The 20,318-nt window shown below is 30.6% G+C and carries 18 protein-coding genes; 7 read left to right on the forward strand and 11 right to left on the reverse strand.

Annotation, left to right across the window (positions count from 1 at the left end; translation table 11 throughout):
* Window position 1 precedes the first annotated feature (1 nt).
* Window positions 2–775 carry a TVP38/TMEM64 family protein gene (locus PYW31_RS12900; RefSeq protein WP_275115342.1) on the reverse strand — a complete coding sequence of 258 codons (774 nt, stop codon included), beginning with the start codon at window positions 773–775 and terminating at the stop codon, window positions 2–4.
* A 191-nt stretch (window positions 776–966) separates the two neighbouring features.
* Here PYW31_RS12900 and PYW31_RS13760 point away from each other — a divergent pair, with 191 nt between their 5' ends.
* Entirely contained in the window at window positions 967–1,038 is a 72-nt protein-coding gene (locus PYW31_RS13760) for a type I toxin-antitoxin system Fst family toxin (RefSeq protein WP_425385571.1), read from the forward strand.
* A gap of 178 nt (window positions 1,039–1,216) precedes the next feature.
* On the opposite strand, the gene PYW31_RS12905 is transcribed toward PYW31_RS13760, so the two are convergent.
* Window positions 1,217–2,317, reverse strand: coding sequence for a glycerol dehydrogenase (locus tag PYW31_RS12905; RefSeq protein WP_046835991.1), 1,101 nt, complete (start codon window positions 2,315–2,317; stop codon window positions 1,217–1,219).
* A gap of 292 nt (window positions 2,318–2,609) precedes the next feature.
* On the opposite strand from PYW31_RS12905, the gene PYW31_RS12910 reads away from it, so the two are divergent.
* Window positions 2,610–3,470 (forward strand): ABC transporter substrate-binding protein, encoded by an 861-nt coding sequence (locus tag PYW31_RS12910; protein ID WP_053042463.1) that lies wholly within the window; start codon window positions 2,610–2,612, stop codon window positions 3,468–3,470.
* Window positions 3,471–3,684: 214 nt separating this feature from the next.
* On the opposite strand, the gene PYW31_RS12915 is transcribed toward PYW31_RS12910, so the two are convergent.
* Window positions 3,685–4,950, reverse strand: coding sequence for a condensation domain-containing protein (locus PYW31_RS12915; protein ID WP_046835993.1), 1,266 nt, complete (start codon window positions 4,948–4,950; stop codon window positions 3,685–3,687).
* A gap of 609 nt (window positions 4,951–5,559) precedes the next feature.
* Here PYW31_RS12915 and PYW31_RS12920 point away from each other — a divergent pair.
* The 3 genes from PYW31_RS12920 (at window position 5,560) to PYW31_RS12930 (ending at window position 8,288) form a co-directional block, all read left to right on the forward strand.
* Window positions 5,560–6,513: an alpha/beta hydrolase gene (locus tag PYW31_RS12920; RefSeq protein ID WP_046835994.1), complete on the forward strand. Its 954-nt coding sequence runs from the start codon at window positions 5,560–5,562 to the stop codon at window positions 6,511–6,513.
* A gap of 106 nt (window positions 6,514–6,619) precedes the next feature.
* Complete coding sequence (locus tag PYW31_RS12925; protein WP_046835995.1) at window positions 6,620–7,540, forward strand: NAD-dependent epimerase/dehydratase family protein; 921 nt, start codon at window positions 6,620–6,622, stop codon at window positions 7,538–7,540.
* Window positions 7,541–7,604: 64 nt separating this feature from the next.
* Window positions 7,605–8,288 carry a type 1 glutamine amidotransferase domain-containing protein gene (locus PYW31_RS12930; protein WP_046835996.1) on the forward strand — a complete coding sequence of 228 codons (684 nt, stop codon included), beginning with the start codon at window positions 7,605–7,607 and terminating at the stop codon, window positions 8,286–8,288.
* Window positions 8,289–8,639: 351 nt separating this feature from the next.
* Here the strand turns inward: PYW31_RS12930 and PYW31_RS12935 are convergent, their stop codons facing one another.
* The 3 genes from PYW31_RS12935 to PYW31_RS12945 form a co-directional block, all read right to left on the reverse strand.
* A complete protein-coding gene (locus PYW31_RS12935) occupies window positions 8,640–10,244 on the reverse strand; it encodes an amidohydrolase (RefSeq protein ID WP_046835997.1) in 1,605 nt (534 codons plus the stop codon).
* A gap of 638 nt (window positions 10,245–10,882) precedes the next feature.
* A complete protein-coding gene (locus tag PYW31_RS12940) occupies window positions 10,883–11,044 on the reverse strand; it encodes a hypothetical protein (protein ID WP_156168122.1) in 162 nt (53 codons plus the stop codon).
* A 53-nt stretch (window positions 11,045–11,097) separates the two neighbouring features.
* Window positions 11,098–11,454: a hypothetical protein gene (locus PYW31_RS12945; RefSeq protein WP_046835998.1), complete on the reverse strand. Its 357-nt coding sequence runs from the start codon at window positions 11,452–11,454 to the stop codon at window positions 11,098–11,100.
* A 275-nt stretch (window positions 11,455–11,729) separates the two neighbouring features.
* Here PYW31_RS12945 and PYW31_RS12950 point away from each other — a divergent pair, with 275 nt between their 5' ends.
* Both PYW31_RS12950 and ldmS read left to right on the forward strand, forming a co-directional pair.
* Window positions 11,730–12,062 carry a YflT domain-containing protein gene (locus PYW31_RS12950; protein WP_046835999.1) on the forward strand — a complete coding sequence of 111 codons (333 nt, stop codon included), beginning with the start codon at window positions 11,730–11,732 and terminating at the stop codon, window positions 12,060–12,062.
* Between the two features lie 947 nt (window positions 12,063–13,009).
* Window positions 13,010–14,206: an L-aspartate--L-methionine ligase LdmS gene (gene ldmS, locus PYW31_RS12955; protein ID WP_046836000.1), complete on the forward strand. Its 1,197-nt coding sequence runs from the start codon at window positions 13,010–13,012 to the stop codon at window positions 14,204–14,206.
* Between the two features lie 321 nt (window positions 14,207–14,527).
* On the opposite strand, the gene PYW31_RS12960 is transcribed toward ldmS, so the two are convergent.
* The 5 genes from PYW31_RS12960 to PYW31_RS12980 form a co-directional block, all read right to left on the reverse strand.
* Window positions 14,528–15,409 (reverse strand): SIR2 family NAD-dependent protein deacylase, encoded by an 882-nt coding sequence (locus tag PYW31_RS12960; RefSeq protein ID WP_046836001.1) that lies wholly within the window; start codon window positions 15,407–15,409, stop codon window positions 14,528–14,530.
* Window positions 15,406–16,095, reverse strand: coding sequence for a hypothetical protein (locus PYW31_RS12965; RefSeq protein WP_046836002.1), 690 nt, complete (start codon window positions 16,093–16,095; stop codon window positions 15,406–15,408). Before PYW31_RS12965 ends, PYW31_RS12960 begins: the two co-directional genes overlap by 4 nt.
* Before the next feature lie 532 nt (window positions 16,096–16,627).
* Entirely contained in the window at window positions 16,628–17,875 is a 1,248-nt protein-coding gene (fabF, locus tag PYW31_RS12970; protein ID WP_046836003.1) for a beta-ketoacyl-ACP synthase II, read from the reverse strand.
* A gap of 93 nt (window positions 17,876–17,968) precedes the next feature.
* Window positions 17,969–18,385 (reverse strand): universal stress protein, encoded by a 417-nt coding sequence (locus tag PYW31_RS12975; RefSeq protein ID WP_046836004.1) that lies wholly within the window; start codon window positions 18,383–18,385, stop codon window positions 17,969–17,971.
* 419 nt (window positions 18,386–18,804) lie between these two features.
* Entirely contained in the window at window positions 18,805–20,304 is a 1,500-nt protein-coding gene (locus PYW31_RS12980; RefSeq protein ID WP_046836005.1) for a tripartite tricarboxylate transporter permease, read from the reverse strand.
* Window positions 20,305–20,318 lie beyond the last annotated feature (14 nt).

The raw sequence follows: 20,318 nt of genomic DNA on the forward strand, positions 1-20,318 counted from the left end.
ATCACTCTGTGTGCTTTGGTTTCTGTGTTTCAGTATTTGCCCCACGCCAGTGCCGATAAGAAATCCAAGTTGAAAGCAAAACTGTTATCCAAGCAATAATTAATACTACTCCATGAAAGATTGAAGGGTTTACTGCAAAAGCACCTAAAGTCACTATAGAAGCTTGCCCAGGAATAGAAGCTAAAAAGCTAGCAGATATGAAACTCCATTGCTTTACCCCTAAAGCACCCGCACCATAATTTACTGGCCAATATGGTAAACCAGGCGTCAATTTCACTGTACACATAGCCCAAAAACCAGCATTATTAAGGTGTTTTTCTACTACAAAACTATATCGCCCGAGAAGTTTAAAAGTTATACGTCTACCTACAATACGTGCCAGCCAATACCCGATCCAAGATCCAATCATAATCCCAGATAAAGAGAGTAGTGTTCCTCCGACTACACCATAGAGAGAGCCAGCCACTAATGTAGGAATTGTTATAGGGATAGGAGTAATAGCAATTATTATAGTAATGCCAATAAAAACAAAACAGCCGGCCGCCCCATAGCTAAGGATAATCTTACGCATTTCCTCTGGTGACGGTAAATTTAGATGAAAGCTCATCCACAATAACAATGCCCCTATTACAACTAGAACAATCAAAGAGCCTATAGAGCGTAAAGAAAACATATTATGATGATTCTTATTTAATTTGATCCCCCACATTGTGATCACCACTTTCTTTACTTTGGAATTATTTTGTATAAATGCACAAAGAATTATAAAACACATACAAGGAAAAGAAGGCACTTTAACCCTTTAATATTCCTACTTATACCCTATTTATATTAAATATAAATGCATATAATTCAAAACATTATATGCGTTTGAATTATTCTCATTGATAACGTCCAAGCCATTAGAAAAAGTAGACCTGCCTATCTCTCAAGCGTCCAGCTGACGTAGAGATGATGTGCTAATCTATACTAAAAACCATTGTTCACATCACGACCAAAGTCATCAGTGGTTGCGTTATTGCGCTGTTTACACATTGACTACGTAGCGTAATGATAAATAGGCGACTAGCCACACCGAAAAAATCCCTCACTATTTGCGAGTAGTGAGGGATTTAGTGCATCTAAGCTAGTTCCTTGTTAAGTGCATTATTACATCATAGTGCGGTGGAATCGCAAAATAATCATTAATATAGATTTAGTCTAAATAAAGAGAAATTTAGTTAGCTTTACCTTCAGTTAATTCATTCACTGCTAGTATAGCTTGTGCTACGTCTTCAGCAGTGAATTCATCACTTAAATTAGAAAAAGTGTCATTAGGATCTTTTGCTAATTCTCCTACTTTTACTAAATCCTCAAAAGAAGCGTCGTGTAAATGCATATTATTTAAATTTGTTGGCATTTCTAAGAAATTATAAAAATCAATATATTTTTTAATTTCTTCATAAGGTCTATTTTCTAAAACCATTTGAACCAGCGTCCCGTATGCCACTTTTTCACCGTGTCCAAGTTTATGAATATCTCCTGATAAAGCTGTAAATCCATTGTGTATTGCATGTGCTGCAGCAAGACCGCCATTTTCAAAACCAAGTCCTGAGAGTAAAGTGTTTGCCTCGATAATAGACTCCACTTGAGGTGTTACAATACCTTGTGCCGCCGCTAAATAGGCACTTTTACCATATTTAAATAAGGTTTCTTCTGCTTTTTCAGCAATGGCTAACGAAGCTAATGTTGGTTTTCCATCTACCATAGTCTTCCCTCTACGATTTAAAGTTGCTTTAACTTCTACTAAAGTTGCTAAAGCATCACTCATGCCCGCCGCAAACAATTTGACTGGTGCTTGGACTATAATTTGTGAATCTGCTAATACTACATTGGGATTTTTATAATAAAATCTGTAACCTGTAAAAACACCTTCATCTGAATAGATAACCGATAAAGCACTCGTAGGCGCATCTGTAGAAGCAGTTGTTGGGACAATAACAACCGGGGAATTAAGATCATCAGAAATTGCTTTTGCTGTATCTAATGTCTTCCCTCCTCCAACGCCAACAATTACATTTATATTATTATCTTTAGCTATTTGGCTAAGTCTTGCTATTTCATTTTCAGAGGCTTCCCCATTAAATTCTTCGTATTTATAACTAATCTCGCTAGAGTTAAAACTCTCGTTTATGTCTTTATTTGTTAATGACCAAACTAAACTATCTGAAATAATCAAGGGTGCGTCACCTAATTTATTAACTTCATTAGCTAAACTTTTTATTTCTCCTTTTCCTTGTATATATCTACTTGGCGATTGAAAAATGTATCTTGACATACAAACCCCTCCTCATTATTTGATATTCACTTATTTTATCCCCTGTATTTATAGGTATAAATCATAAATATTTGTAAATGTGAAAGGCTATACGTAAAACAATTACTTAATGGATGAAGCTGTAAAAATGTTAGCAAATGAAATCATACATCTACAGAAATTTTGTATGATCAACAAAAACAAACTTTTTTTAGAATTATATGGATATTATTAAATATTGTAATATGGAAACTTATGTTTTATGTTACACCAACGTGGAATATTAGTTATAAAAGCAATCAAGGAGGTAATTATGATGACATTTGAATTTAAACATGATGCAGGGACTACTGAGTTGCCTGAAATTATTAATTCAGCAGTAGCATTAGAATTATCGTTTGTTGAGGCATTAGTTACTTTAGATATAGATGTGAAAGGTATTGCTGATGATGGTGACAGTACAAATTTGATATCACCACTTAACAAAGAAGTTGGTAATTACATTTCAGTTGGTACACGTATAGATCCAGATTTTGAATCAATTAGATCTTCTGTTCCACAACTCATTATTGGAGATGCTGATCGTCACAAAGATATTTATAACGAATTAAATGATATAGCGCCTACTATTTTATTCAAAAGTTTTGAGTCAGGTTATCAAGAATCATTAGAGGTATTCCAACGTATTGGAACTGCCGTATCTAAATCAAAAGAAGCGAAAGAACGCTTAGATAAACATCGTGAATTAATTAATGATTTTAATGAACAAATCTCAATAGATAAGAATAAAGAAACATTAGCAATAGTAGTTTCTGAACAAGGTTTAACTGCGCATTCACATAAAACTTATATAGGTGAATTTTTAAGTAAATTAGGCTTTAAAAATGCTCTTAATGATAAAATAGCAAAAAAATTACCTGCTTATAAAGAATCATACTATTTAGAACTCTCATACGAACAATTAGCAAATATTAACCCTGAAAGATTAATTGTGATGATAAATGACAACAATAATAATGATTTAAGTAAATTACAAAATAGTAATCAATGGGATGATTTGGATGCAGTTAAAAATGACCGGGTACATTTTGTGAATAGAGATGAATGGGCTAAATTACGTAGTCCAATTGCTTCCGAAGATATCGTTGAAACTTTAGCAAATCTTAAAGAATAACTAACACTTTCTTTTATATTCATAGTTCTCTTGCAAATAGCATAGCTGTTTTTATATGAACGCTAAATTTAATTTTGAAATAATTAAGAGACTCCTTATTAATAAGGAGTCTCTTAATCGTTTGAAAATCTTATATTCCCTTAATAACAAAAGTTTAAGAACTTTATTTAAATAATTCATTTTCTAATTAACTCGACGTTCATTTGCAGAAGTGCTATACAAAATGAATTTTATCTAAACTTTGATTAGGATTTTCTGCGAATTCATTAAGCATATTCAATATATTTCCATGCAATTCATTAATTTCTTCAGAACTAAAGACTTCATCTTGATAATCGTAATGCAATAAATAACCTTCTTCATTGTTCTTACTGAAAATTTGAATTATTAAAGGAATACCAATAGCATCAATTTCAAGTTTTCTTTCTGAAAATTCATTTTCTATAAATGCGGGACTATAACTTGCAGTTTGGAAAGAGATAAGACAATCTAATATATTACCATTAATATTGAGTTCTGTTACTAAATTATCAATTGGATATCTTCTATGTTTCAATACATTAAATGATTCTCTCTTCACCTTTTTTATATATTCATTTAATAATAAATCTCTATTTGAATCTAAGATGAGTGGCAAAGGTTTTGTATAATTGCCGGTTGTAAATTTATCATTTTTATTTATCCTATTATGAATTAATAAACCAAGCTTATTAATTTTATTTACTGCTTTTTTATCAATAAGGGCAAACATAATGCTAGCGAATAAATTACTAACACTAACTTCATTATTTAAACAAAAATAATTTATACGTTCTGTTAATATAGGGTCTAACTTAATAGTATGTCTTTTACAAGATGGATGTTCTAAGTGAAGCTTCTCAAACTTTGTTTGGAATTTATCATGCTTTAACTTATTTCTCCAATATAATTCGTCTTTTTCAAACTTTTTAGATTCTAAATATTTTTCTTCATCTTTAACGTTATCAATAAATGATAAGTTGGAAATAGCTTCTATGTCACCATTAGTCAAATACGTTATAAAGTAATTTATCGATAATGCCATACTCCAACCATCAGCTATGATGTGATTTTGTATTGTAAACAACCCCAAATGGCCATTAGGCATTTTTAATATATAAAATTTGTATAAATTTTCGTCATAAGCAAAGATGTTTATATTTGCTTGTTCATTCAACCAAGTATCAAAATTCACTTGATCTTGATAAAAATCTAAAAATGGATATGCTGTTTCTTCATATTCTTTAATATATTGTGAATGCTCTTCGTTTTTAATTGTTATTTGTATTCTATGGCTATCATGATTAAATACTAATTGGTTTAAAGCTTGATTTATCTGATCGTAATTAAACTTTGTACCTAATTTCAGTAAACCTGCAATATTATTAATGCTAGAGTTTTCATTAATTATTTCACTTTTTAGAAATTTCGTTTGTGCAATAGATAGCGGATGTGTATTCAAGTTGAGTTTCTCCTTAATTTATATATTGATATAGTTATTGTATATTTCAAAAATTATTCTATGACATTAGAAGCAAATTGTTCACCTTTTCTTCTTTGCGTTTCAAGTTATCAATATTTTTTTATAATCTCTTATTCCCTAAAAATCATCTTTATTTAAAACTTTTGGGTCAATATCTGCACTTATTTTTTGTGCGAAATATCCATTTTATTCCTCCTAAAAAACGCGTAAACATCCTTAGTCTAAAAAGACGTTCACGCGCGGTACCCTCATTTTAATAGCCTTAACTATTCAGTAATTTTTTAAACTACATTGACCATTTACTAATATCACTTGTCACAAAATATAAACTTTTTAATAATATTTGTCAAATTATATTTTCAAACTTTATTTTATATACTAAAAATATATTTTACCTATGAATAAGAAAGTGACATTCTTACTTTTATAGGTAAGAAGATTTGTGGCAAAAATAAACGTTTTGAAACTTACTTTTGTTTTTTAAAAGACTCATTTACTTGAATTAATGTTTATAAGTTTAAACTTATGGATAGTTTAATAGTGTTATCCATTGTTAAATAATAGTTTAAACGATAAAGGAGACTTATTATGAATAATAAAGTAGTTTTAGAATCAGCTGCACAAAAATTTAGTGAAGCCAATAAGCCTCATCCACGCATCTATGAATTAGATCCTCATGAGGGCCGTAATTTACTTGAGGAAGTTCAATCTTCTTCCGTTGATAAGTATAATGTAGATATTGAAGATACAACTTTTTCAACAGAAAACTGGGGAACTATACCAGTACGTTTCATTCGCCCAAGAGAGAATAAGGAAAAGCTTCCAGTAATATACTATATACATGGCGCTGGTTGGGTATTTGGTAGTGCAAAAACACATGACAAATTAGTAAGAGAATTGGCTGTAAGAACAAATTCTGTAGTGGTCTTTCCAGAATATACACTATCCCCCGAGGCTAAATACCCAACAGCAATTGAACAAAATTATGATGTGTTGCAACAATTAAAAAATGTATCTGAAGAGCAAAATTTTGATATCAACAAGTTAACAGTTGCTGGTGATTCCGTTGGGGGTAATATGGCTACTGTGATGACTATAATGACTAAACAACGCGCTGGGTTACCAATAAACCAACAATTATTATACTATCCTGTTACAAATGCAGAATTTGATACAGAATCATATAATCAATTTGCAGAAAATTACTACCTTACTAAAGAAGGTATGCAATGGTTTTGGAATCAGTATACAACGGATTCTAAAGAAAGAGCAGAAATCACTGCATCTCCGCTACGTGCTTCTATTGAAAACCTTAAGGGATTACCTCCTGCTATGATTTTAAATGCAGAAGCTGATGTATTACGCGACGAAGGCGAAGCCTATGCCAATAAATTAAGAGAAGCTGGGGTTGAAATTGCTCAAATACGTTTCCAAGGAACCATTCATGATTTTGTTATGGTGAATGACTTGGATCAAACCAACGCCACCCGTGAAGCTATGGACATTTCAACATCTTGGATTAATAAGAAAAATAACCATTAATATTACAACGTATAATTAACACATAACTCTTATCGTTAAGTGAATCAACAATGTGTTGGTTCACTTTTTTTATAGGCCAGTAAGATATTAAAGGAGGGAATATATAGTGCAAACAATATTAGGTAGTAATGGTCAAATAGGACAAGAAATTGCAAAAGAAATTTATAATAAATATACTAAAAACATACGCTTAGTAAGTAGAAATCCTCAGAAAATTCATGATACTGATGAATTAGTCCCAGCTGATTTAATGAAATATGATGACACTTATAAAGCTATTGAGGGTAGTAATATCGTTTACTTTGCTGTTGGTTTACCGGCTGATTCAGAAATGTGGGAACGACGATTTCCAACGATTCTGGCTAATATCATCAAAGCTTGTCAAGAAACAAATAGTAAATTAGCTTTTTTTGACAATACTTATATGTATGAAAAGAACTCTAACATTCAAGTTGAAAACAGTCCATTCATACCTGTAGGACGCAAATCACAAGTGCGTGCAGACATGGCTGACATGTTATTGGAAGCTATGAAGGATCAAACAATTGATGCAGTCATTGGACGTGCACCAGAATTTTATGGGCCAGATTTGACTCAAAGTATTACAAACGCTATGGTCTTTAATCGTGTTAAAAATGGTAAACGAGCAATTGTTCCATTAAGTGATTCTGTTTTGCGTACACTTATTTGGACGCCTGATGCTAGTCGCGCATTAGTATTACTTGGTAATACACCTGATGTTTATGGAGAAACATGGCATTTACCTACAGATTCCAGTATTACTTATAGAACCCTTATAGATAAAGTTGAGAAGATTATCGGTAAAAAAGTCAGCTATACTGTGATTCCAATGTGGGTGTTTAAAGTAGGCAGTTTATTCAACAAACAAGTTAAAGAACTTATGGAACTTCTACCTCGTTATAAATCTGATAATATATTTAATTCTAATAAATTTAAAGAACACTTTCCCGATTTTGAAATCACAACATTTGAAGAAGGCATCAACAAAGTATTTTCCCAAAAATAGTTCTATCTATTTTAAATATATTCTATAAATTTGGTGTTTTTAAAATAACTATAAGGGGTTAATAATGAAAAAAATAATGATTGTAAATACAAGTACTGGTTATTTTGGAGAAAGTGACAAACCTACAGGTTTATGGTTAGGTGAGCTTGTTCATTTTTATGATTACTTTGATATTGATGGCTATCAAATTGATTTATTCAATATTAAAGGTGGCAATACACCAATTGATCCAGTAAGCTTAAACACATTTATGTTGGATTGTATAACCAAAAAGTATTATAAAGATGAAAAATTTATGGAGTTGTTAAAAAATTCCAAATCTATAAATTATGCAAATCCTAAAGAATATGATGTGCTTTATTTTACCGGTGGTCACGGTGTTATGTTTGATTTTCCTGACAACCAATATATACAAGCAGCAATAAATGAAGTATACAATCACGGTGGTGTAGTTGCTGCCGTATGCCATGGAATTGCAGCTTTATTAAATGTAAAAAATGAAACAGGAAGGTTCTTTATTGATAACAAGTTAATCACTGGTTTTTCAAATACAGAAGAAGTTTTAGCTAATCGCAAGAAGAATGTTCCATTTATGTTGGAAAACCACCTAAAAGAACATGGTGCAAATTATAGTAAATCAAAAATACCATTTAGACCTTATGTAAAAACTACTAATCGACTAGTTACAGGGCAAAACCCCCAGTCACCAAAACAAGTAGCGCAAGCTGTATCAAATTTGTTGAGATAACATAATAATTGAAGACATATTAAAATAGACTCCTTTTTAAAAAGGAGTCTATTAATTGTTTCAAATACTAAAGTAATATCAATAATGAATTAGAATTTAAAGCAGCTATAAAAACATCGTATATAATATAGATAAGTAATTTTATATACGGAAAAAACTTTATTTTCTTCCTGATAATTTGGATTAGTTACTTAAAAAGAATTGCTTTTATATTTCTAACTCCTACAGTGTTATTGTATATGTAGCAAAGAGAATTCTATAGTACTTTCACATAAGAAGGTTAAGACATTTCCAGTATTTCCCCTGCCTGTTAATGTATAAGCATCTACAGTTCTTAGAGGTGGAGATAAATTAAATAGAATATACAACTTCACTATTGCATATAGTCATTTCAATCAAACTGTCATTCAATACTACTTGGGTATCAAGTGGGTTTTGATTTAAAATTACAAAATCAGCTACATTGCCTTTTTGGATAGACCCTTCATAGGCATAAGTATTATTCAATTTAGCAGCATCTATAGTCATTTTTTTATATGCTTCACTACGTGTTAAACGTTGATTTTCGCCTAAAACTTTCCCATTTTTTGTGATCCTATTAACTGCAATTTGAATTGATTCTAAAGGAGAAATAGGTGTAACAGGTGCATCTGTATGAATCGTAAACGTCATATGCGCATCTTCAGCCCATCTTAATGGATCTAAATTTTGTGCTTTCTCTTCACCTAAAAATACATCACGGTGTAAATCTCCAAAATAATATACATGGTTGATAAAGAAAGAACCACCAATGTTATTTTCAGTCATTTCTTTAATATCATCCTGTGTGACTGTTTGTAGATGTTCAATACGATTTAATAAAGGTGTTTTTTTATAATCAGCTGTAGCTTTATAAGCTTCAATAACTGACTTAGCAGCAAAGTCTCCATTAGCATGCGTCACGATATTAAAACCTAGCTTTTGAAAATGCTTAAATGTATCAATTAATTTGTTGTTATCCATTAATGGACTAGGTGCTTCACTGCCATCTAAATACTTATTACGGATTGATGCAGTTTGTAATTGTATAGAACCATCACTAAAACATTTAACGCCTCCTAAATGTCCCATACCATTACTTATATTATTTAACTTTTCTTCAATTTCGTTAGCATGAATATTTTTTAAATTGTGATTTTGCTCTAATAACTCATGACTTAACATCCAACGTGTGCGAATTCTCTGAGGAGACTCCAAAAATTTAAGCACTCCCTCATAATCTATATATCCTCTACTACCAATTAATAAATCAGATGTACTAGTTATACCACTTCTAACATAGTCATCTACAGCTAAATTCATTGTATAGATAGTATCTTCTGGTTTAGCCTCAGGTAAAGCACGTTGTAATTTTGCAGTTGCAGGTAATTCAATTAAAACGCCATTAACCTTGCCATGTTGGTCACGCTCATAGTAGCCACCCTCAGGATCTGGGTCATCCAAACTAACTCCCATATACTCTAAAGCTTTTGTATTAACAGTAGCCATATGCCCCGAATAGTGCATTACGCATATAGCAACATCTTCTGAAATTTTATCTAAATCAAAGCGATTAGGATGTCTTTGTTCTTCTAATGATTTTTCATTATAACCGAATCCCATAACCCAACCTTTTTTGTACAAATTTTCTTTTTGTACTTTGAATTGCTGAATTAACTCATCTATATTCGAAATTTTATTTGCAGAACAATCTACCATTGTTTTTGTAGTACCATATGCTGTTGGATGACTATGTGTATCAATAAAACCAGGCGCAATCCATTTCTGTTCTAAATCAAGTGCTTCATTATCTTTTACAATTGAATCTTGAGTAACAATTTGGTCAATATATCCCTCTTTTAAATATAACGTAGCAAGATAAGGCTTATTATCTATCATATCTAAAATATTGGCGTTAATTATTTTTGAAATTTTCATTTAAAAACCTCCTATTTTACTATTAGAAACCTATTGAACACCTTATTCCTAAAGTACTAAATTTTCAACGATTTATAATTTACTATTTACACCGATGTTTATTATAATAAATAAATTATTTTTATCGAATTATTCTTTTTTCATAGTTATTCATCTTTCATCAAAGAAATTATTATCTAGAAATTAACATAAAAGAAGATTATCAGAAGTGGCGATAATTATGTATTTACACGTGTAAAATAGTGCCGTTTCCACCTCTTAGGTGTTAATTGGCATAGGAGAACTGTGCTACTTATGTTGTTTACTTGTTCGCATTTTTGCACAAATGGTTCATGAAGGCGCATTACAATGAGTTAATAGTAATAGCTTGATGGAGAAAGAATCATTAGCTAAGAAAATTGCATCATTTATAATTGGAAGATTTTAATTTTTAGGGATTATGAAGGCATTTGGTTTTAAATATAATAAAGGGCTAACCCGTTTTCATACGGATTAGCCCTTTTGTTTTGAGGATGAAATTTATATCTCAGCTTCTTAGTGTATCACGCTTAGTAACTTGTAAAGTGAATTATAATATCATAGTGGACGAACATGCAAAATCATTGAGTTGATATACTAATATACTTTAAAATCATTCTTTACTTGATATCTTTGGACTCTCCTGCTAAATCTTTTAATTTTCTTCTTGCTTTTAACGGCGACATATTTTTAGACAACTTATAAGTAAAAACTTCATTATTATCAGTTTTCACTATATATTCAATTTTAAAAACGCCAACTTTATATCCAACTATTCTCATAAGCAGCCTCCTCACTTTATACATTAAGTTACCAATAATTGAGTTTTTAGTTTTTATTTTGTATTAGATGATAATAATTTATTGTATCTGTCTTTAGTTATATAAAAAAGCGTATGATCAATAAGATGATTAAACACTTTATCTTTTTCTATTTTATGAGGAAGTTCGCAATTAACTTCAACCTTTTCTTCAGAATAATGGGAAACATATTTAATTTTATCTTTTTCTACTTCAAGATCTTTACGGCCAAAAATCAAAATAACATAAGAGCCTTTCTCTTTAATTTCTTTTATGTTTTCTACTTTATAGTCGTTGCATATAATTTTTTTATCAAAATGCTCTGATTTTCTAAGGGCTTTTCTGTTTTTATATTTTTCATTATAAAGTTTTTTTATAACGAAAAATATCACTATAATAATTAATAGAAATAAAATAAAAAGAAATGTGGATATAGAAATTCCTCCTCCCTATTCTCTTTAACACCTATAATATTTGCTTTTATTACTATTCCTCATTTATATTTTTTTAAACAGTTACATGATTACATCATTTGAGCTATGAAGGTAACTTATAGAAACAATAATATCCAAATACTATTTAGATTTAATAATTTTTTTATAGTTTTGAAATTATTTTGCGTGGTATTGTTTAAATAAAGCGATTTGTATTAAAGGGAGGATTTATTATGAAACCTGTCGTTAAGAAATATGTAAATGATGAAGAATTGGAAATAGAGATAAATACTTTAAAAGACCAAAGTATAAGCCCTAAAGATATATACATTTTATCGCATGATTCTGATCGTACCAGTCGCATAGTAAGAAATACGGAAGTAACAGGGATTAACTATAATAGTTATGAAACTCAAGAAAATTATGAGAAGCAAGGTGATGAATTAAGATATAAATTGAAATCTCTAGGTATTACACAAGAAGAATCTGAAAAATATGAAGAAGAAATGGATCAAGGGAAGGTACTATTGATTGTTACAGACGAACGAGTAAAAGGTGAATTATAAATGTCATTATCACTTAAAAAGACCAATTTGGCTAAATAAACAAGTTGGTCTTTTAAACGATGAAAAATTATAGAATTGGTTCATTTATTGTATAGCATCGTAAATAAAATGAACAATATTTTTCAAAAGTTAATTGCATAACTTTAAACTCTAGCCATAGTAGCTTTTAACATAAATATATGAAGAATTCCAGCTATTTAAAAAATGATATAGAGAAATAATACAAATTAAAAGAAACGTCTACAAGGATGGGGAAATATTTGCTAGAAATTACATTAATAATAAGTTGTCTTTTATTATTAATCATGTCTTACACGCATATCATACAAATATTGATAGATGAGTGGCAAGCAGGGTTTAAAAAAGAAACATTTGTATGTTTAGCAATAATTGCAAGCTTCATTATTATTTTTTTAATTATAGTACTAATACTCTATAAGCTATTGAACCTCTTTCTCCTTTAATATCTTTATGCTATTTATCCAAAAAATTATATTTTTAGCGCTTCACCATAAACTGTTTAAAGCTAACTTGATATGTGCCTAAATTAATCCAATCCTTCCACCTCATCTTTAACTATAAACCCCCTTATAGCTTAAAAATTCCTCGAATTTTAACCATCCAAATCTTTCTCGATATAACTATTATTAATCAAACCCGTCAACTTTTTAACATACAATATTTGTCATACTCTGACTGAAATATTCATATGTTTCTCTATATAAATGCTACTTGCCTATGTTTCAGCTATTGAATATTATGGTAAAAGTACATATCTCCTTAAGTAAACAATGATGTAACAAAAGTGATAATCTCTATTAGTAACAGTGAATGACCAAGTTTAATATATGCAACACTCTAGATTAATTTATTCCTTTAATTTACTTGAAAATAAACCCATATTCATTAAAGTTATTTAAAAAGTCAGAAGTATACGGAGGTTTAAAATGAAGAACAAACAACGAATAGAACCTATTTTAACACTCAGCGACCTGTATGGAACTGATATTGTTTATACATCTAGACCATCATATGCTTCAAATCCTTGGTTAGCAATTGCAGAACATCAATGCAATTTTTCAACAGGTAGAGAACTAATTATCTCAGGTCAAATACCTGTCATAGTCCATAAAGCAAGCGTGACAAATAAATTAATTACTCTCTTTAACGCTGTCGGAATAGAAAAACCCACTAATATATTAAAATTTGAAGATCAGACTACTTATGAACAATTAATTAAAAAATTAGCGTATGAAAATGGTAAAAAAATTTATTTTCAGTTTGCTCATGAATCTGATTTTTTAGAAAACGTGCACTATGCTCTAGATAAAGATGTCCTTATTGCTTTGAATAATAAATCACGCCTTCCCGAATGGACAGGACATAAATATTTACCTAAAAGAGAAAGTGTCACGGTAGAGAATTTCGAGAAATCGCTTTCTAATTGGGAATTTCCATTTGTATTAAAACCAGGTGGCGATTTTCCTACAGCTGGAGGGTATGGCGTGATGATTTGCCATAATAATAAAGAGTTGATAAAAGCGAAACAAGCCATTTCAAAGGCAAGCCATATGACTAACACACTAATTATTGAACAAAAAATAGAAGCAATAGCTAATTATTCTGTGCAATACGCATACTCCAAAAAAGAAGGCATACGTTATTTAGGCGCAACTGAACAATTGACAGACCAATACGGATATTATAAAGGTAACCATAATGCCCATGATGTTCCTGATAAAGTTATACAAGCAGGTAGAGAAATCATGGAAAACGGTGCAAAAAACGGCTATTTTGGTATCGCAGGATTTGATTTTCTCGTCGATACAAACCATGACATATATGCCATTGATTTAAATTTTAGACAAAACGGTTCAACAAGTATGTTGCTTTTAGATTCTTTTTTTCAAGATGGTTACCATAAGTTTTATAATTATATTTCGTCCGGTGATAATGAACGTTTTTTCAAAATAATTTTAAAATATGTTCAAAAAGGGGTGTTATTCCCAATCGCCTATTATGATGGCGATTGGTTTAGTAGCAAAACAGTTAAATCAAGATTCTGTGGCGTTTGGCACGGCAGTAATAAAAATGATATAGAACGTATAGAACAGGAATTTTCAAAAGATCTCCAGTCGAAATAATAACAAAACCGATAGTTGTTAGACATATAAGACGAAGTTATCCCAAGTAACTTTTTATTTAAGTCTCAAGAAAAATCTATCCCTATATAATTAAATAAAGCTATGACGAATGTTATTTTTTAACTTAAATGCTATAAATATTTGGAATATTTTTTATGCTAACATTTAAATCATTATTGAAAGAGACTCCTTTTTAAAAGGAGTCTCTTAATAGTTTCAAAATTAAATTTAGTATTAATCATGGTTATTTTATATCTCGAAAATAAGATGCACCTGTGTTTGATTCTCTATTTTTAACAATATCGTAAAATATACAATTCATTATTTTATAACTCTTGCTTTACTATCTATAGCTTCTTTCAAAACTTGAGCAATATCTCCTTGAATTGCTAATGATTGATGTTCTATTTCTGGAGGAACAATAGCATGTTTAGGATTAATTGTTATATATGTTGATTCAGGATTTTGAAGCGTTAAATTCATAAAGGGCTCTTTTATAAACATTGGTGTCATCATTCCTACACCTAACTCTAAAAAAACTGTTTTTTTACCAGTTGCTTGTTTTGCAAAATGTTGATATTTCGCATACTGCTTATGATAAAAGCTTCCTTCCAAAAACGTTCTACCTCTAATCCATCCTTCAAGTTCAGCGCCACACTTTGGACACCTTGGAATTAAATGATGTGGTATCTCTGTTCCTTGTAATTGTTTGTATAAGTCTTCAATAATTTTATGACTTTCATACACTTTATCGTGACATCTAGAACTACATTGCAAATAGTCCCATGAACCTTGGATTATTGCTATATCTTTTTCAGGGAACGCTCTAGTAAATTGTGTATCTTGATTAGTTGTGACAATATCATATGCTTTATCTTCTATCAATTTTTTTAAATCATCATATGGTTCTAAAATGTCTACATTCTTTATCCAATGTATCAAAGAAACTAAAAATCCCCAATATGAGCTTCTTGATTCCCAAGTAGGATTATAAAATAAATTCCAAAGACTCCCCGTATGATATTTTTCTTCAAATTCATTAAAATTAATTTGATAAGATTGATCGTTTTCATACCAATTTGCTCCACCGCCGGCCATCGACATACCAGCCGCTCCGCCTACCAAAATATAATCTGCTTCTTCGATTTTATTTACTAATTCTATTATTTGCTGTTGATTATAACCCGCTTGTTCTATTGTCATTTTAACAACTCCTTCAACGTTTTATTTATCTCTCCTTCTATAGCAATTGATTGGTTCTCAATGTTTTTATTGATATAAATTTCCTGTGGTAAATTAAAAGTAATATATCTATAGAACGCTTCGTTGTATACTAAATCCATTATTGGCGCTTTTATTAATGTATTTCGCTTCCCAATACCAAGTTCAAGTATCACTAATTTTTTATTGCGATACGTCTCCAAAAATTGCTTGAATAATAATTGCTGGTTTTCAATACTTTTAAAATCTCTATATAATCCGTTATAAAAATTCCCTTCAATTTCGAAAATTTTATCTTTATCAAATTTGTTAATTTGGAAATGTGTATCACCATTAGAAGTTAATATAAAATAGTCTTTGGTTCCTATAATTTTCTTTAAATTATAGAATACAGAACTCCCACTATAATCGGTTATCATATATTTTATTAAAGTTTGATAGAACAATATCCTCATGCCTTCGCTTGGGTAATTATAAAATAATCCTTGTACAATATTTTGAATGCCCAATTGTTCATTGAATAATTTAAACTTTTCTTTAAAGTCATTGTTGTTAGCAAAAATATGATAGCCTTCAGATATCGACAATCCATTACTCGCAGTGATTAAAATAGCGTCTGCATGCTCAATCCATGCTTTAGCTCTCTCTATGTTATTTGTGTCATTCATTGGCTCCAATCACCTACCGACCTAGATTTTAAACATCAAGTTTGGCGTTAATATGTTGAAATACTCAGTTAAACTAAGTGATGCTGTACATATACTTTCATTTCTTAAACAAAGAAAAAGCATTTGTCACAGATACTGCATGTATTCTAAAAACAAATTCCTTCTATATATAAGATAATTCATTTACATTCTAAAATGTCATTATGATTAATTATCAAAGAAAAACTAATCCAACATGAATAAGATCTTCAGAAAACATAAATTTATTTTTGACAATTACAAACATCTTATTAACAACCTATAACGCTACAACAACTGTTATAGGCTTATTGTATAAGGTATATATTCTTCATTAAATATAATTTTGAAAAACATTTTAACAAAATACTTGGATTTTGAAAGTGAGTAAGATATGGAAAATTTAGACAGAAAAATAAAGGGGCGAATTAAAGAAGGTTTATTTAGCAGTAAAACAGAGCAATTTAATGATTTAGATTGCTCTGTTTTACTAAAGTAGAATGCAGAAGTATAGCTATTTTTCATTATATTTTTTAAATAACAAGACAGCATTATGTCCACCAAAACCAAGACTGTTACTCATTGCATACGTTACGTCTAAATTTTCATATTCATTAGCTATCAAGTTAAGATCACAATCTAGATCAGGGTTTGTAGCATTAATAGTTGGAGGAACTTTACTATCTTTAATAGATAAAATAGAAAATATCGCTTCTATAGCTCCAGTCGCTCCAAATGAATGTCCCGTCATCGACTTAGTAGAACTTACTTTTAAAGATTTAAAATCATCACCGAAAACTTTCTTTATCGCTTGCACTTCCGTAAAATCTCCTAATGGTGTACTTGTACCGTGCGCATTTAAGTATTGAATCTCTTTAGATTCTATTTGTGCATCTTCTATTGCTGCTTGTATTGCACGTGCCCCTCCTTCTCCTTCAATAGCTGGAGCAGTAATGTGATAACCATCGCCAGTTGAACCATAACCAACCACTTCTGCATAGACTTTAGCATTTCTTGATTGTGCTGATTTTAAAGATTCAAGAACTAAAATTCCTGATCCTTCTCCCATAATAAACCCGTCTCTTTCTTGCTGAAATGGACGGCATGCACTTTCAGCATCATTATTTATGGATAAAGCATGACTTGCACTAAAACCAGCAATGCCAATTTCGGTAATTGGTGCTTCTGCTCCACCTGTGATCATAGCTTCAGCATCACCACGTTGAATAATTTTAAATGCTTCACCTATAGAATTTGTACCTGTAGCACACGCAGTGATAGTAGCACCGTTTGGTCCTTTGGTACCTAAATCAATTGAAACTTGACCTGTTGCCATATCAGGTATAAGCATGGGTATAAAAAACGGACTCACACGCTTTACGCCTTTATACTTTAAAGTACTGTGTGCATTCTCAAAAGTTTCTACACCACCCATACCAGAACCAATCCATACGCCTATATTATTTGCAGTATCTTCATTAATATGTAACTTGGAATCTTTAACAGCTTCTCTAGCTGCTACCACTGCATATTGTGTAAAGCGATCCATACGCCTAGACTCTTTCTTAGATATATAATTTTCTATATTAAAATCTTTCAATTCACCAGCTATATGTACATTATACGGTTGGGTATTAAATCGAGTTATCTTATCAATACCATTAACTCCTTTTAATGCATTTGTCCAAGAGGTCTCAGCATCATTACCTATAGGCGTAAGGGCACCAATACCTGTAACTACTACACGTTGTTTTTTATTCATAAAAATCCTCCTTACGAATTTTTAAAATATGTAATTCAATATATAAAAACTTCAATTACAACTAATCATTCCAATATCATTTTTTATTTAATATTACTTAATAATCATCACTGGAACAGGGCTTCTTTTAGCAATTTTATGTGTCACATCTCCTAAAATATGCTTAATATTTAAGTTAACTCTGTGATTACTCATAATTACTAAGTCAACATCGTCGTTATTAATTTTTTCTAATATTGTATCTTTAATAACTCCAAATTCTATTTCTACATTATATTGAATCTCTTTTTTATCCAATTCATGTAAAAATGGAGAGAGCATTTCTTCTTTCTCTCTGATAAGATTATTTTTATGTTCAATATAATCTTGTAAATTCATTGCGAAATTATTATCTGTAACAACATGATAAATAGTAACAGTTGAACCTTTACCTACTATTTTTTCTAAATAACTTGGAACAGAACTAAAATCATTTTCAAAATCATAAGGTAATAATATATTTTTAAACATATAAGCTAACCTCCTAATATAATAAATATATTTCACTTTTACTAAATGAAAATGCCATAAAAATAATCTAACTTTACAATGAATACTTCACTGTATTTTTACACCCCTCTCTTTATATAATATAAATACATAGTTTTCCCACAATAAACATATACCCTGTTTTAAATTATTATATTAATATATAACTAAAAAATATATAATTAATTTCTTTAAATTTTTATTATTATCGAAAGTTTGAATCATTTTTAATTATTTCAAAAGCAAAATTTCCCTCTAATAAAAATCCGATTATTTATATAAAATATTGTAATAAAAAACAACATACAATAGAAATTGTATGTTGTTGCTTTCGATTATCAGATAAAATCACTTTCACATAACAAGTCAAACAAGCTCCAAAAGACAGTATATTTTTAATTCTAATTTTTTACCTTCATCTTTTTAAAACCTTTAATAATCAGTGGATAAAATAATGCTATAATTGTCATTAATGTTAAAACAATACTTAGTGGTGACCCTAAAAATATATCTACTACATTATTATTACTAACTATTAAACTTTTACGAAAGTTTTGTTCCATATCTGAACCTATGATTGCTGCCAAAATCAAAGGTGCTAGTGGGAAATCCAATAACTTCATAATTAAACCAATAATACCAAAAACAATTAGAATATAGAAATCAGTAATACTATAACCTAATGTATATGTACCAATAAATGCCAATACCAATATAATTGGATATAACACTTTTGGTGGTGTTCGTAATATTTTCAATAGTAATCCTATTAAAGCAATATTCAAAATGACTAAAAATATATTACCGATAAACATACTGTTAACGAGTGTCCAAATCGTTTCAGGTTCATTTGCGAATAATAATGGACCAGGTTGTAAACCTAACATGACGACCGCACCTAAAATAACAGCTGTTGTTCCTGACCCTGGCACACCCATCGTTAATAATGGAATTAAAGCACCTACTGCAGCCGCATTATTAGAAGCTTCTGGTGCAGCTACCCCTTCTATTTCACCTTTTCCAAAATTCTTGCCATTTTTAGATATCTGTTTTTCCGTAGAATAGCTTAACATTGCCGCAATAGAACCACCTGCGCCTGGTAATACACCAATCAGAAAGCCAATAGGACTTTGCCTAAACATAGCTCCTCGTGTTTTTTTCCAATCTTCTTTAGATAGCTTCATCGAACCTACCTCCGCTTTAGGTGGTTTCAATGCGTGTAAGTGCAAATAGTTATATAGTACTTCTGCTACGGCATACACTCCAATAATAACGACTAAGAAATTAATACCTTCACTTAAGTGGGGTAAATCAAATGTAAAGCGATAAATACTCGTTTGTAGATCCACACCTACAGTACTAATAATTAAGCCAATACTTGTAGCAATAAAACCTTTTATCATCTTACCAGATGATAAAGTAACAATAGCTGAAAGTGTAAATAAGAATAATAAAAAATATTCTTGCGGGCCAAATTTCAAAGCAAAATCAGATAACGGTTTAGCTAAAATGATAAAACCGATAACAGCTACAATACCTCCAATTAATGAAGCAACCGCTGATATTGTTAGCGCTTTACCAGCCTCTCCTTTTTTAGTCATTGGATAACCATCGAATGTTGCCGCAATCGCTGATCCATCACCTGGTGTATTAAGTAAAATTGAACTTCTTGAACCACCATACATGGCACCATAATAAATTGAAACCATTAAAATTAACGCACTGACTGGCTCCATGCCAAATGTTACAGGTATGAGTACTGCCACCGCAGTCGCAGGCCCTAATCCAGGTAGCATACCTACCACAGTACCAAGGAAACCACCAATAAGAACCCATAAAAGGTTCATTGGATGAAACGCAGTGGTTAACCCTTCTAAAAAGCTGCCTGTATCAATTCCCATTTAAATCCCCCTCC

It is taken from the genome of Staphylococcus succinus (genome assembly GCF_029024945.1).
Lineage (GTDB): Bacteria > Bacillota > Bacilli > Staphylococcales > Staphylococcaceae > Staphylococcus > Staphylococcus succinus.